The sequence below is a fragment of the Streptococcus mitis genome (assembly GCF_901542415.1).
GTDB lineage: Bacteria > Bacillota > Bacilli > Lactobacillales > Streptococcaceae > Streptococcus > Streptococcus mitis_BL.
In genome coordinates, this window is sequence record NZ_CABEHV010000004.1 from 1,490,647 (window position 1) to 1,504,384 (window position 13,738).

The window sequence follows — 13,738 nt, forward strand, 5'->3', positions numbered from 1 at the left end:
CTTCTCTTTTATATCTTCAACTAATTAGTTTTTGCGTTTCACAAATGGAAGGGCACCTAGGAGCAATCCAAGGAATCCTAATGATGCAACTGCAACATTATCTTTACCACCAGTATTAGGAAGTTCTTTCTTATCTTCTGCTTTCGCAGCTGGAGCTTGATATGTATTATCTTTGCTAGTACCTGCTACAGTTGGTGCAACCGCAGGAGTTGATGGTGTCTCAGCTGTTGGTGTAGCCGGAGCTGGTGTTGGAGCTTCAGCTGCTGGAGTAGCTGGTGTTGGAGCTTGTGATTCATTTGGAACAGGATTTCCAGGAGTTGGTGTTAGTCTTGGATCTGAATTTGGAGTAGAATAGTGATTAGTTACTTTTTTGTAATAGTTAGTAATAATACCATCTTTTTCTTCAGATTTCACAAAAGTATAACCTGCAATTGATTTACCTTTGAAATGACCTTCTTCAGCATTCAAAATATCAGTGTTAGTAGCAATATCAACATAGCGTGTGACTTTTAAGTCTTCTGTATCATTACTTCCAGATAGAACCTCAGCTTTATTATTAATTAAAGTATTTAAGGCATCTTCTAAATCAGCTAGACGATCTTTTAATCCATCTTTATAATAATCTTCAACACCTTCATTTTCTTCGCTGTCTTTGATTTGCTCTTTTACTTTAGAGATTTCGTCTAAGATTTTTTTGATTTCAGGGTTATTAACACCAAACTCTGGAACTTCATTAACAGCAGCTTCAACAGCGTTAACTCCGCCTTTGAATGCTGGAAGTTCTGGTTGTACAAGTGCATCTCCGTTTGAAGCTTCTGGTTTAGTTGGTTTTGGAGTTTCTCCTTCAGGTTTTGCAGGAGTTGGAGGTGTTGTATCATTCACTCCACCATTGAATTCTGGAAGTTCTGGTTGTACAAGTGCATCTCCGTTTGAAGTTTCAGGTTTAGATGGTTTTGGAGCTTCTCCCTCTGGTTTATTAGGTTCAGTAGGAGGTGTTGTATCATTTACTCCTCCGTTGAATTCAGGATTATTAGGTTGAGTAGGAGCATTATCATCATTTACACCACTATTGAACTCTGGAGTTGCTGGTGTTGTAGGCGCTTCTTCATCGTTTACTCCACCTGTGAATTCAGGTTTTTCTTCAGCTGTAGGAGCGTCAGCAGGATTTACCCCACCATTGAATTCTGGAGCATTAGGAACCGTTGGAACCTCATCCGCTTCCTTAGCAGGCTCAGTAGTTGCTTCATCATCATTTACTCCACCTGCGAAGTCTTTTGGTGCTTCACCTTTAGGAACTTCTTTTAAGTTTTCGATATAACCTAAAGTTGCGTTGTAATCATCAGTTAGTTCATCGATTGCATCTTTGTAAGCTTTCACTACTTCGTTAACTTCGTCGAATTTAGCTTGAGCTTCATCTGCAGCAGTTTTAGCAGAAGCAACAGCAGCTTCTAATCTAGTTACAGCATCTTGTAATCCATCTTGGATAGATTGTTCAGCATTGTTTTTCTTAGCTGTTGCAAGTGCAGTTTTAGCTTTTTCTAAAGTTTCTTTTTGTTTATCTAATGCCGCATTTTTTTCTTCTACTGCTTTTGCTTTTTCAGTAGCATCAGCTTTATCTTTGTCAGCTACTTTAGTTAATTTTTCAATCTTTTCAGCTAAATCATCAGCGATGTCTTGAAGTTTTTTTACGATTGGTTTAGAAGCTTCTTTGTTATAAGCTGCATCTAATTTTTCTTTATCAGCAGCTGGAAGCTCAGAAAGAGCTTTACCTTCTTGTTTTGTAGCACCGATTTCGTCTGCTTGAGGGTCTTGATCTTTAGTTGCTTCAGCAGTTGTATTTTGATCTTCTAATTCTTTAGCAGCTTGTGTAGCAGTGATGACACCATCTTCGATAGCTTTTAATAAAGCATCTTTACCGATTGCAGCTTTAGCTTCGTCTTTATTTGTAATTTTAGCATCAGCATCAATTTCTTTTTCAAGTTGATCTAAAGCAGCTTTAAGAGCTTCTAAGTTATCTTTTTCTTCTTTTTTAAGTTCTTCAACTTTAGCTTTTGCTTTTTCAGCTTCTTCTTTAGCTTTAGCTAATTCAGCTTCTGCGTCAGATTTAGCTTTGTCTGCTGTAGTTTTTGCAGCTTCAGCAGCTGTTACATCTTCAGCTTCTTTTGTAGCTTTAGCTGTAGCTTCGTCTACTTTTGTTTTAGCTTCGTCTGCTTTTTTCTGCAATTCAGCAACTTTAGCATCAGCTTCTTTTTTAGCTTCAGCAGCTTTTTCAGCTTCTGTTTTTTCAGCTGGTTTAGCTGGTTCTTCTTCAGCTGGTTTAGCTGGTTCGTTAGCTTCTTTTTCTTTAGCAGCTTTTACTTCATCAAGAGCTTTGTTATACTCATCAGTCAGTTTGTTTAATTCTTCAGCAACAGCTTGAGTATTTGATGCAGCTTCATCAAATGCATTTTGTGCAGCATCGCGCTCTTTTGTAATCGCAGTTACAGCTTTTTCTAGTGGTGATGTGATATCTTCACCAAATCCATTATCTTTAGCAGATTTAAGAGCTTCTTTAGCTTCTTTTAATGTATCTTCTTGTTTTTTAAGAGTTTCAGCTTTTTTATCTTCTTCAGCTTTTAATGCGTCAGCATCTTTTTTAAGAGCATCTACGCTTTCACCTAAATCATCAGCTTTATCTTGAGCTTTTTCTGATGCAGGACGAGCAGCATCAGCTTTTTCAGCTTCATCGATTTTAGCTTTTAAATCTTCTGGAAGAGCTGATGTTTTTCCTTCTGTTACTGGAGAAACTCCAGCATCAGCAGCTTGGTCTTTATTTCTTAATTTTTTCTCTGTTTCTTTATTAGCTTCAGCTTTTTTATCATCATCTGCTAATTCTTTAAGAATATCACCAGCTTTCAAATCACCAGATTCTACAGCTGCTAATAGTTCTGCTTTACCTAATGCTTTTTTAGCTTCTTCTTTATTCGTAATCTTAGAATCAGCATCGATATCTTTTTCTAATTGATCTAAAGCTTTTGATAAAGCATCTTTAGAATCTGCTTCTTCTTTTTTAGCGTCTTCTTCTTTTTTAGCTTCTTCTTTAGCTTTGGCGTCGGCTTCAGCAGCTTTTTCTTTAGCAGCAGCTAATTCATCATCAGCAGTTTTCTTAACTTCTTCAGCTTTAGTTTTTGCAACGTCAGCATCAGCAGCTTCTTTTTTCTCTGCTTCTAGTTTAGTAGTTGCTTCGTTAGCTGCAGTAGTAGTTGTGTCTACTTTTGCTTGAGCTTCAGTAACTTTAGCTTCTTTAGCTTTAGCGTCAGCTTCAGCTTGTTTAATTTCTGGACTTGTAACTTCTGATTTAGGAGTTGCAGTAGCTCCAGTTTCTCCTGCTGGTTGAGCTGGAGTAGTAGCTGTATTAGGATCATCAGCTTTTACAACTGACGGTTGAGATGCAACAAATGCCGCTCCCAAAACAGCCACACTGGCCAAGCTAGTCAAAATCATTTTCTTTTTATTCATATTTGAAACCCCTTTTTTGGAACTTTATTTGGATTCATTATAACTCTTTCTAAAAATATAATCAAGTAATAGGTTATTTTATTGGCTCTATAATATTTGTAGTGGGTAAATCCCCTATGGATCTTATGGAGCCTTTTTTGTGTAGAAAAAAAGTCCCATAAGATCTATAATGAAAAGCGACAAAACAACTCATTAGAAAGATTCATATGGAACAATTACATTTTATCACAAAACTACTCGATATCAAAGACCCTAATATCCAATTTATAGATATCATCAATAGGGATACACACAAAGAAATCATCGCCAAACTGGACTACAATGCTCCATCTTGCCCTGAGTGCGGAAGTCAAATGAAGAAATATGATTTTCAAAAACCGTCTAAGATCCCTTACCTCGAAACGACTGGTATGCCTACTAGAATTCTACTTAAAAAGCGTCGTTTCAAGTGCTATCACTGTTCAAAAATGATGGTCGCTGAAACTTCTATCGTCAAGAAGAATCACCAAATTCCTCGTATTATCAACCAAAAAATTGCGCAAAAGTTGATTGAAAAGACTTCTATGACCGATATTGCTCATCAGTTAGCCATTTCAACATCAACTGTTATTCGCAAGCTTAATGACTTCCGTTTTAAGCCTGATTTTTCGTACCTCCCTGAGATTATGTCTTGGGACGAGTATGCTTTCACTAAGGGAAAGATGAGTTTTATTGCTCAAAATTTTGATAATCTTAATATCATCACTGTTCTTGAAGGAAGAACACAAGCTATCATTCGGAATCACTTTCTTCGCTACGATAGAGCCGTGCGCTGTCAGGTGAAAATCATTACTATGGATATGTTTAGTCCTTACTATGACTTGGCTAAACAGCTTTTTCCAAACGCTAAAATCGTGTTGGATCGTTTCCATATTGTCCAACACATGAGCCGTGCTATGAGTCGTATGCGTGTCCAAATCATGAATCAGTTTCATCGAAAATCTCATGAATACAAGGCTACCAAGCGCTACTGGAAACTCATCCAACAAGATAGCCGTAAACTGAGTGATAAGCGATTTTATCGCCCTACTTTTCGCATGCACTTAACCAATAAAGAGATTTTAGACAAGCTTTTGAGCTATTCAGAAGACTTGAAACACCACTACAATGTCTATCAGCTCTTACTCTTTCACTTTCAGAACAAGGAGGCAGATAAATTTTTCGGACTCATTGAGGACAATCTTAAGCTGGTTCATCCTCTTTTTCAGACTGTCTTTAAGACCTTTCTAAAGGACAAAGAGAAAATCGTCAATGCTCTTCAGTTACCCTATTCCAACGCAAAATTGGAAGCGACGAATAATCTCATCAAACTTATCAAACGCAATGCCTTTGGTTTTCGGAACTTTGAAAACTTCAAAAAACGGATTTTTATCGCTCTGAATATCAAAAAAGAAAGGACGAAATTTGTCCTTTCTCGGTTTTAGCTTTTATTCAACCCACTACAGTTGACAAAGAGCCATTTTATTTATATAAATATATACTTATGATAATTTTGGAATATATATATCATAACAGAAAAAGAAAGCCCATTTTATAAGCTTTCTTTTTATTTTCTTTTCATCATTTACATTTTATAAGGTGAATTTTACACTTTTAAACCCACTCACCGTTAGCATTTACTGTGTAACCATCGATAGTTGTGTTCACCGCCAAAGCTCCTGATGGGTATGAATAGTACCACTTACCATCTACTTTGAACCAGCCTGTCTTCATAGCGCCTGAACCATCAAGATAATACCATGTACCACCTTGTTTCAACCAGCCAGTTTTCATAGCACCTGAATCATTAAGATAATACCACTTACCATCTACAAGTTTCCAACCTGTCTGCATAGCACCTGAGCCATCTAGATAATACCATGTACCATTTTCTTTTATCCATCTAGTACTCATTTTACCTAAACTGTCAAGATGGTACCAACTACCATTTATAAGTTTCCAGCCAGTTTGCATGGCACCTAAATCATTGAGATAGTACCAATTGCCATCAACTTGTTTCCAACCTGTTCTCATCACACCAGTTTCATCCAAGTAATACCATGAACCATCTTTAAGCCAGCCTGTCTTCATTCCATCTTCTTTAGAGAAATAATACCAGTCACCGTCAATTTTCTTCCATCCAACAGAACGGTTTCCTTCATTATCAATAAAGAATTTTTTACCATCAATTACAACAATATTAGGTGTCATAACACCATCTTTTAGATAATATGTTTTGTCATCTATTTTGATAAATCCAGTTTTCTTCTCACCATTTTCAACGAAATAGTAAGTCTTATCAGCAACCTTTACCAATCCTAACTGTTTAAATCCATCTTTTTCATTTAGGTAGTATTGCTTATCACCTAAGGTTAATAGACCTTTTTTCATTGCTCCATCAGTTTCAAAGTAGTAGGTCTTACCATCAATTTGTTGCCATCCAGTAACTTTTTTACCGTCCTTGATAAAGTAGACTTTACCACCTTCTGCTTTAAATTGACCGCTACTTGCACTATTGTTAGTAGTAGCACCATTATTTTGGTTGGCATTAGTTCCGTTAGTTTGGTTACTACTTGCCCCGTTATTAGCACTACCATTGTTTTGATTGGCATTACTACTATTAGTTTGGTTATTATCTCTACGATATGGGTTTGTTTGGGAGACATTGCTAGTATTACCTGAGGTACTGGTAGGAGCATACATATGGTAAAGAATTCCATCTTCTACTCTACTAGTAGTATACATATAGTTATCAATAACTGGATGACTTGTATCAGCTGTTGCTGTTCCTGTAACCGCTGCCTTGATATCAACTGGTCTACCGTTTTGGAATGTCACGAAATGAATTTCCTTAAATGATGAAGTCGATTGAGCACCTGTAGACGATGTACCAGTTTCCGTACTTGCAGCGCTTACTGGCTGAACTGCAGCCATAGTTAGCACTGAAGTTGCTAGCAAGATACCTGTAAGTGTTTTCTTCATAAGAAAAACCTCCTTTGTTAACCTATTAAATTTATTTCATTATATCCCTTTTCTATAATTAGTGCAATAAAAAACATAAAAAGTGTAGAAAAATTTAAAAGTAAAAAAATAGAAATATTAAGAGTATTTAATTTATTATTTTATTTCCAAAACCCAGTATACTACAGTTGACAAAAAGGCAACAAAAAAGCAGGAGATTCATCTCCTGCGATATTAAACAATTGCTTATTTAACCCATTCACCGTTTCCGTTTACAGTGTAACCATCTACAGTAGTGTTAACTGCAAGGGCACCTGAACCGTTTACGTAGTACCATTTACCACCAACTTCAAACCATTGGCTAGCTTTCATAGCACCTGAGTTTTCAAGGTAGTACCAAGTTCCGTTGTCTTTAACCCAACCAGTTGCCATCCAACCAGCTTGGTCGAAGTAGTACCAAGTACCGTTAATTTTTTCCCAACCGTTAGTTGTGTAAGAACCATCAGCATGTTTGTACCACCAGCGAGAACCTGATTGAATCCATTCTGCTTTTTTAGCAGGTGTTTCAGTAGATTGCCCTTGGAATGTTACATCTGTATGACGAACTTCATTGATAATGATATTTGCATTTGTATACAAATCACCAGAAACTTTGAATTCACCTTTAAATTCTACATCCTTACCATCTGAAGCGTAAGATTTCACTAGACGATATTTTACTACTGTTCCTTCAGCAAAACTTACTGGGAGTTCAGCGTCTACTTTATTTCCAGCTGCATCAACTGGAACTTTAACTGTTTTTGTTACAATAGCTGATCCTGCTTCATCTGTAGTAACTGTTACATATACAACACCTTTATCAGTCGTAACTGCAAAATCAATAGCTACACCTGGGATTGGGTTCCCTTTAGCATCTACAACGTTTACACGAACATAGTGTTCACCTTTGTCTTTTACTTCAGCAACTGGAGTAACTGAAGCTTTTTTAATATCAAAATTACCAAAACGGCTGTATCCAGGCAAGTTATTTACTAATTTACCATTTTGAAATACATCTCTATCTGTAGCAGTATTTTGTCCATCGTGCGAACCTGCGTCTGTCACTAGTTTACCTGTTTTTGGATCTACCATACCAGCTTTAAGAGTTACAGTGTTAGCTGAAACAGCTTGTACAGCACCAAATGCTGCAAGAGCGACTGCGCTTGTCAATAAAACTTTTTTCATCGTTTTATCTCCTTTGTTTTTCATTAAAATATTTTTTCGTAAGACTATCTTACTACCATACAGTATATAAATATTTGTAGGATTTGTCAAGAGTTTTCTTATGTTTTTTTAACTTTTTTCCCATTTCTTCGAAAAAAGGAAAAGAAAGCTAACTTGCGAAAAAAATCCCCCTGAAATACTCTAGTCTCCAAGTTGACATTTCGCAAATACTCATCCCTCAGATGATATCTTTTATATCTAAACTATATAGATGGTTAGACAGAACTTACTTCTCTGGTATTATCTTACAAACCCTTGTAAAAGTCAAGTAAAAACGGCAAGTATTTGGATAACACTTGCCATTTCATAAACTTCCTACTATGTAGATGAAAGATCGAACTCACAGTAAAGCCTCAAACTCAGAGACCGTCATACCCAGCTGCTGGCTGGCAACCTCAGATGTCAAAAAACCTTGGTGGACCATATCCAGGAAGGCAAAGAGTTTCCCACGTTCTAAACCTTGTTCAAGACCTTGTTCAAGACCTTCCGCCCTAGCTGTTTCCAAAGCATAGTCCTGTGCTAACAAGGCTTGTTCTTCTCGCATACGTAGTTGACTAAACATTTTCCTGTCCTCCTCGGACCAGCTCTTATAGTCTAGCAGTTGGTCTGCTTGGCTGATGGCTCGCTCGGGTTGTTGGGTAAAGGGCTTGTTGCCGAAAAACTCCAACCACGGCTTGCGAACCTCGTCTTTGCTGGTTTCTCTGTATTTTTTTAATTCTTATTTGTGATGCTCTTTCAATAGTGACTCAAATTCAGCAACGGTCATGCCCAATTGTTCACTCGCAACCTCCGAAGTTAGAAGACCTTGACGGACCATGTCTAGAAAGGCAAAAAGTTTCCCACGTTCCAGTCCCTCAGCTCGACCACGTTCTAAGCCCTTTTCTTCAGCTTGTTCCAAGGCATAGTCCTGCGCTAACAAGGCTTGTTCTTCGCGCATACGTAGTTGACTAAACATTTTCCTGTCCTCCTCGGACCAGCTCTTGTAGTCCAGCAGTTGATCTGCCTGGCTGATAGCTCGCTCGGGTTGTTGGGTAAAGGGTTTGTTCCCGAAAAACTCCAACCACGGCTTGCGAACCTCGTCTTTGCTGGTTTCTCTGTATTTTTTTAATTCTTATTTGTGATGCTCTTTCAATAGTGACTCAAATTCAGCAACGGTCATGCCTAATTGCTGGCTAGCTACCTCAGAGGTCAGAAGACCTTGGCGGACTAGATTTGCTAACATAACAAAACCACCTTCCGCCCTAGCTGTTTCCAAGGCATAGTCCTGTGCTAACAAGGCTTGTTCTTCTCGCATACGTAGTTGACTAAACATTTTCCTGTCCTCCTCGGACCAGCTCTTGTAGTCTAGCAGTTGGTCTGCCTGGCTGATGGCTCGCTCGGGTTCCTGAGTAAAGGGTTTATTCCCAAAAAACTCCAACCACGGTTTGCGAACGCTATCCTTGCTGGTTTCTCTATATTTTTTTAGTTCCAAGAATGCCATCTTGACTAGATGGTTTTCTTGACCGTTATTTGTGATGGTTAAGACCTCACCTGTCGTGTCCTCTCGCATGCTAAAACTATGAAAAGCTAGGTCATCTGAGAAGTAATTACTATCTACAATTGCGATAGCGTATACTGGTGCGATGTGTTTGTAACTCTGGTGTGTATTACCTTCTCGTTGGCGAATTTTTTCGAGATTTTGATTGACCTGACTGCACAAATAAGCCCACAGGCGATTAATGAAAAAATTCTGATGATGAACTTGAATCTCAATAATTACTTGAGTACCATTATCCAACTCTGCCAAAACGTCTATACTAGTGTAAAAATCCTGAGCCGAGTACGGTAGGGAATGCAAGACATGAATGTTACTCCCCTCCAAAATGGTTACATTTTTGGCTGGTAAATCCAACATATCACGGATAAATTGACAAGTGATTTCTGGATTGCTAAAGATTTTCTTAGCAACCAAGTCATTGGTCGGGCTAATGCCCGGATGACGTACAGTCATATTTCTTCTCCTTTCATTATAGCACATTTTTAAATCTAGGTTTACTAGATTCACTGCTACTACTTATTTATTCGCAAAAGAGACGAAAAAAACCTGAGAATCATCTCAGGCTTGGTCATTAAATCTTTTTCTCAATACTGAAAAGTGGAGAAAGTGGGCGTTTTTCATGGATACGTACGATAGCATCACCCAGTAGATGAGCAATCGAAATCTGTTCAATCTTATCAATCAAACGCTCTTCTGGCAGATAGATGGTATCCAAAACAACCAATTTCTTAATAGCTGATTTTTGGATATTGTCCATAGCAGGACCAGAAAGAACTGGGTGCGTACAGCTTGCATAGACTTCAACAGCACCAGCTTCCGCAAGGGCATCTGCCGCGTGACAAATCGTTCCAGCCGTATCAATCATATCATCAATCAAGATACAAGTCTTGCCTTCGACCTTACCGATGATGTTCATGACTTCACTGGTATTCATCTTATCAACACTGCGACGTTTGTCGATGATAGCAATAGATGTTTTCAAAAATTCTGCCAACTTACGAGCACGAGTTACCCCTCCATGGTCTGGGCTGACAACCACATAGTCAGAACCAACCATACCACGACGCTCAAAATAATCCGCAATCAGAGGAGCACCCATCAAGTGATCCACAGGAATATCAAAGAATCCTTGAATCTGCGCAGCATGCAAGTCGATTGTCAATAAACGATCCACTCCAGCTACTTCAAGCATATTTGCGACCAGTTTTGAAGTGATTGGCTCACGCGCTCTCGCCTTTCTATCCTGACGTGCATACCCATAGTAAGGCATGACAACATTGACAGATTCTGCACTGGCACGCTTCAAAGCATCTACCATAATCAAAATTTCAAGCAGATTGTCATTTACAGGCGAACTAGTTGATTGTAGGATAAAGACGTGTTTCCCACGGATTGATTCTTCAATGTTAACCTGAATCTCTCCATCTGAAAATTGGCGAACACTTGATTTCCCCAACTCTATCCCAATCTCCTGCGCCACACGTTTTGCCAATTCTTGATTAGAAGAAAGGGCAAACAGCTTTAAATCAGAAAAAGACATGATTTCCTCCGGTATATATGTATCGCTTGTGCTTTTCACAAGATTTTCCATCTACCATTGTAGCGCTTTTTGCACTATTTTTCAATCAAAAATAAAAGAAGGGCACCATATTTGTACCCTTGCATCATTCTTTTGAAAAATATTCTAGTTCATTATCTCATCGTTCTTCTCAACAAAGCGATAAGCCTGATAAAAACCATAGAGAGTAATAGCCGTAACCACTGGAATCGCTAACGGCAACTCTGTCTCCAATTCTACAAAAGGAGAGTTAAACAAGAAGTGAGTTCCCAAGGCTAAACCTAGGAAAATAAGCCCCTCTTTCTTGCCAACCTTCTGCCCTTTATAAGCTCTGTAAAGTAAGTAAACACCTACTACAGCCAGACCTGAAAAAGTCCAGTGAGAGGCAATTCCTGAGATGATACGCTCTAAAATCCTCGAAATAGTAAAGTCAAATCCCTCTGGCAAATCCGTACGAATATAACCAATATCCTCAATCATTTGGAATCCCAAACCAGAAGCAATGCCTAGTAAAAACAAAGATTTTAATTTTCGTACAGGAACCAAAGCTACCACAAAGGCAAGAGGCAACAACTTCAAAGGTTCCTCTACCAATGGTGCTACGATAGCACTTTCAAAGGCATTTAAAAAGCCACTATCTGGGAAAAGTACACTCAAAAAATCATGGATATAAGTATTCGCAAAGCTAGATAACCAACCCGAAATAAACATCCCACCTAATAAAGAAAGTATCAAAGCATTTTGGGGAACTTCCCATTTTTTACTAAGACGACTTAGGACAAAAGTAGCAGGAATCATGTAAAAGAGAGCTAAAAAGAGGGCTGACCCCATCAACTTATAGTCTGCTTCTGACATAGAACCATTGGTAAAATAACTCGTTTCATACTGTAAACCAATGCACAACAATAAAATAAAAATAAATAGGATATTCTTTTTCTTCATACACTTCTTTCTAAAAATCGTTTTATAATTCGACGACGGTCATACTTCCTGTATCCACATCATAGACAGCACCAGAGATAATGACATCGTCTGGTATTAGGGGAGAATCGATAAGGAGTTGCATATCCTCGCGTACACTTTCCTCTATATCTTGGAAGGGCAAAAAATCCTGATCTGACACATCGACACCTAGTTCCTCTTTTAAATACTCCTGAAAAGGCCCATTTTCAAAGGTCTGAGCACCACAGTCTGTATGGTGCAATACCACAATCTCTCTTGTCCCCATTTGTTGCTGGGAAATAACCAGCGAACGAATCATGTCCTCAGTCACTCGGCCACCTGCATTCCGCAAGATATGAGCATCCCCAAGTGCCAAACCTAGAGCTTGCGCAACGTGCAAACGAGAGTCCATACAGGTCACAATGGCAACTCTTGTTTTGGGTTTAAGTGGCAGATTTAACTGCCCATGTAGGGCAACATAAGCCTGATTGGCTTGCATAAACTGTTCAAAATACGACACGATTCCCTCCTTGAAAATTTGATAGTCAAATATTTCTCCTATCTTATCATTTTTAAGAGGATTTGTCACGGATTATGCAAAGACCTTTTTCAAAACTTCCTGAATCGTTGTCACCCCAATGACCTGAATTTCCTTGGGCGGAGTGATTCCTGTCAAGGAATTCTTAGGTACATAAATCTTAGTAAATCCCAGTTTAGCAGCTTCGTTAATGCGTTGTTCGATACGATTCACGCGCCGAATCTCTCCTGTCAAGCCCAGTTCTCCCACAAAACATTCCTGAGGGTTGGTTGGCTTGTCTTTATAGCTCGAAGCAATAGCAACCGCAACGGCCAAGTCAATGGCAGGTTCATCCAATTTAACACCACCAGCAGATTTGAGATAGGCATCCTGATTTTGCAAGAGAAGACCTGCCCGTTTTTCCAAAACAGCCATAATCAAGCTAGCACGATTAAAATCAAGTCCTGTCGTCGTACGCTTAGCATTTCCAAACATGGTCGGTGTCACCAAAGCCTGAACCTCCGCCAAAATCGGACGCGTCCCTTCCATGGTCACAACGATTGACGAACCAGTCGCTCCATCCAAACGCTCCTCTAGGAAAACTTGACTTGGATTAAGTACCTCAACCAATCCGCCCGACTGCATCTCAAAAATCCCAATCTCATTAGTGGAGCCAAAACGGTTTTTGACCGCTCTCAGAATACGGAAGGTATGGTGACGCTCCCCTTCAAAGTAAAGCACCGTATCCACCATATGCTCCAACATTCTCGGCCCAGCCAAGGTTCCTTCCTTGGTCACATGCCCTACGATAAAGATGGCAATGTTATTAGTTTTGGCCAGCTGCATAAGTTCAGCTGTCACCTCACGCACTTGAGAAACAGATCCCTGCACCCCTGAAATCTCAGGAGACATAATGGTCTGAATGGAGTCAATAATGAGGAAGTCTGGTTGGATGCGCTCCACCTCAGCTCGAACACTCTGCATATTGGTCTCTGCATAGAGATAAAACTCGCTATCAATATCACCCAAACGCTCTGCACGTAGTTTAATCTGCTGGGCAGACTCCTCCCCACTGACGTAGAAAACCGTTCCCACTTGGGACAACTGGGTTGAGACTTGTAGGAGAAGCGTTGATTTCCCGATTCCAGGATCCCCACCGATTAGGACGAGACTTCCCGGTACCACTCCGCCTCCAAGTACACGGTTAAATTCCTCCATCTCCGTCTTGGTTCGATTGACGTTGATTGACGTCACCTCAGCCAGTTTCATAGGCTTGGTTTTCTCACCTGTCAAGGACACACGCGCATTCTTTACCTCGGAAACCTCAACCTCTTCTACAAAAGAAGACCAAGACCCACAGTTAGGACATCGTCCCAGATATTTAGGGGAATTATACCCACAATTTTGACATACAAATGTCGCTTTTTTCTTTGCGATGATAAAC

Annotated in this window: 8 protein-coding genes and 4 pseudogenes; 1 reads left to right on the forward strand and 11 read right to left on the reverse strand. The window is 39.3% G+C overall.

Annotation, left to right across the window (positions count from 1 at the left end):
- Positions 1 to 24: 24 nt before the first annotated feature.
- Positions 25 to 3,498, reverse strand: coding sequence for an SIALI-17 repeat-containing surface protein (locus FQT24_RS07790; RefSeq protein ID WP_143952639.1), 3,474 nt, complete (start codon positions 3,496 to 3,498; stop codon positions 25 to 27).
- A gap of 206 nt (positions 3,499 to 3,704) precedes the next feature.
- Between FQT24_RS07790 and FQT24_RS07795 the strand changes: the two genes are divergently transcribed.
- Entirely contained in the window at positions 3,705 to 4,961 is a 1,257-nt protein-coding gene (locus tag FQT24_RS07795; protein ID WP_049551447.1) for an ISL3 family transposase, read from the forward strand.
- A 169-nt stretch (positions 4,962 to 5,130) separates the two neighbouring features.
- Here FQT24_RS07795 and FQT24_RS11270 read toward each other — a convergent pair whose 3' ends face one another.
- From FQT24_RS11270 to radA, 10 genes and pseudogenes are all read right to left on the reverse strand, one after another.
- Positions 5,131 to 5,553, reverse strand: a complete 423-nt coding sequence (locus tag FQT24_RS11270; RefSeq protein WP_446677619.1) for a hypothetical protein — start codon at positions 5,551 to 5,553, stop codon at positions 5,131 to 5,133.
- A pseudogene (locus FQT24_RS07800) lies at positions 5,548 to 6,498 on the reverse strand (N-acetylmuramoyl-L-alanine amidase family protein); the annotation flags it as partial. The gene FQT24_RS11270 and the pseudogene FQT24_RS07800, both read right to left, overlap by 6 nt.
- A gap of 225 nt (positions 6,499 to 6,723) precedes the next feature.
- Positions 6,724 to 6,978, reverse strand: a pseudogene (locus FQT24_RS11235) (N-acetylmuramoyl-L-alanine amidase family protein); the annotation flags it as partial.
- Between the two features lie 1,102 nt (positions 6,979 to 8,080).
- Positions 8,081 to 8,458: pseudogene (locus FQT24_RS07810) on the reverse strand (Rpn family recombination-promoting nuclease/putative transposase); the annotation flags it as partial.
- Positions 8,459 to 8,851: pseudogene (locus FQT24_RS07815) on the reverse strand (Rpn family recombination-promoting nuclease/putative transposase); the annotation flags it as partial.
- Positions 8,852 to 9,730 carry an Rpn family recombination-promoting nuclease/putative transposase gene (locus FQT24_RS07820; protein WP_143952644.1) on the reverse strand — a complete coding sequence of 293 codons (879 nt, stop codon included), beginning with the start codon at positions 9,728 to 9,730 and terminating at the stop codon, positions 8,852 to 8,854.
- Between the two features lie 118 nt (positions 9,731 to 9,848).
- Complete coding sequence (locus tag FQT24_RS07825) at positions 9,849 to 10,817, reverse strand: ribose-phosphate diphosphokinase (protein WP_033682853.1); 969 nt, start codon at positions 10,815 to 10,817, stop codon at positions 9,849 to 9,851.
- 144 nt (positions 10,818 to 10,961) lie between these two features.
- On the reverse strand, positions 10,962 to 11,777 hold the full coding sequence (locus tag FQT24_RS07830; protein ID WP_049521814.1) for a PrsW family intramembrane metalloprotease: 816 nt from the start codon (positions 11,775 to 11,777) through the stop codon (positions 10,962 to 10,964).
- A gap of 22 nt (positions 11,778 to 11,799) precedes the next feature.
- Positions 11,800 to 12,297, reverse strand: coding sequence for a beta-class carbonic anhydrase (locus FQT24_RS07835; RefSeq protein ID WP_049521813.1), 498 nt, complete (start codon positions 12,295 to 12,297; stop codon positions 11,800 to 11,802).
- A gap of 72 nt (positions 12,298 to 12,369) precedes the next feature.
- Positions 12,370 to 13,731, reverse strand: a complete 1,362-nt coding sequence (gene radA / locus FQT24_RS07840; RefSeq protein ID WP_143952645.1) for a DNA repair protein RadA — start codon at positions 13,729 to 13,731, stop codon at positions 12,370 to 12,372.
- Positions 13,732 to 13,738: the final 7 nt, after the last annotated feature.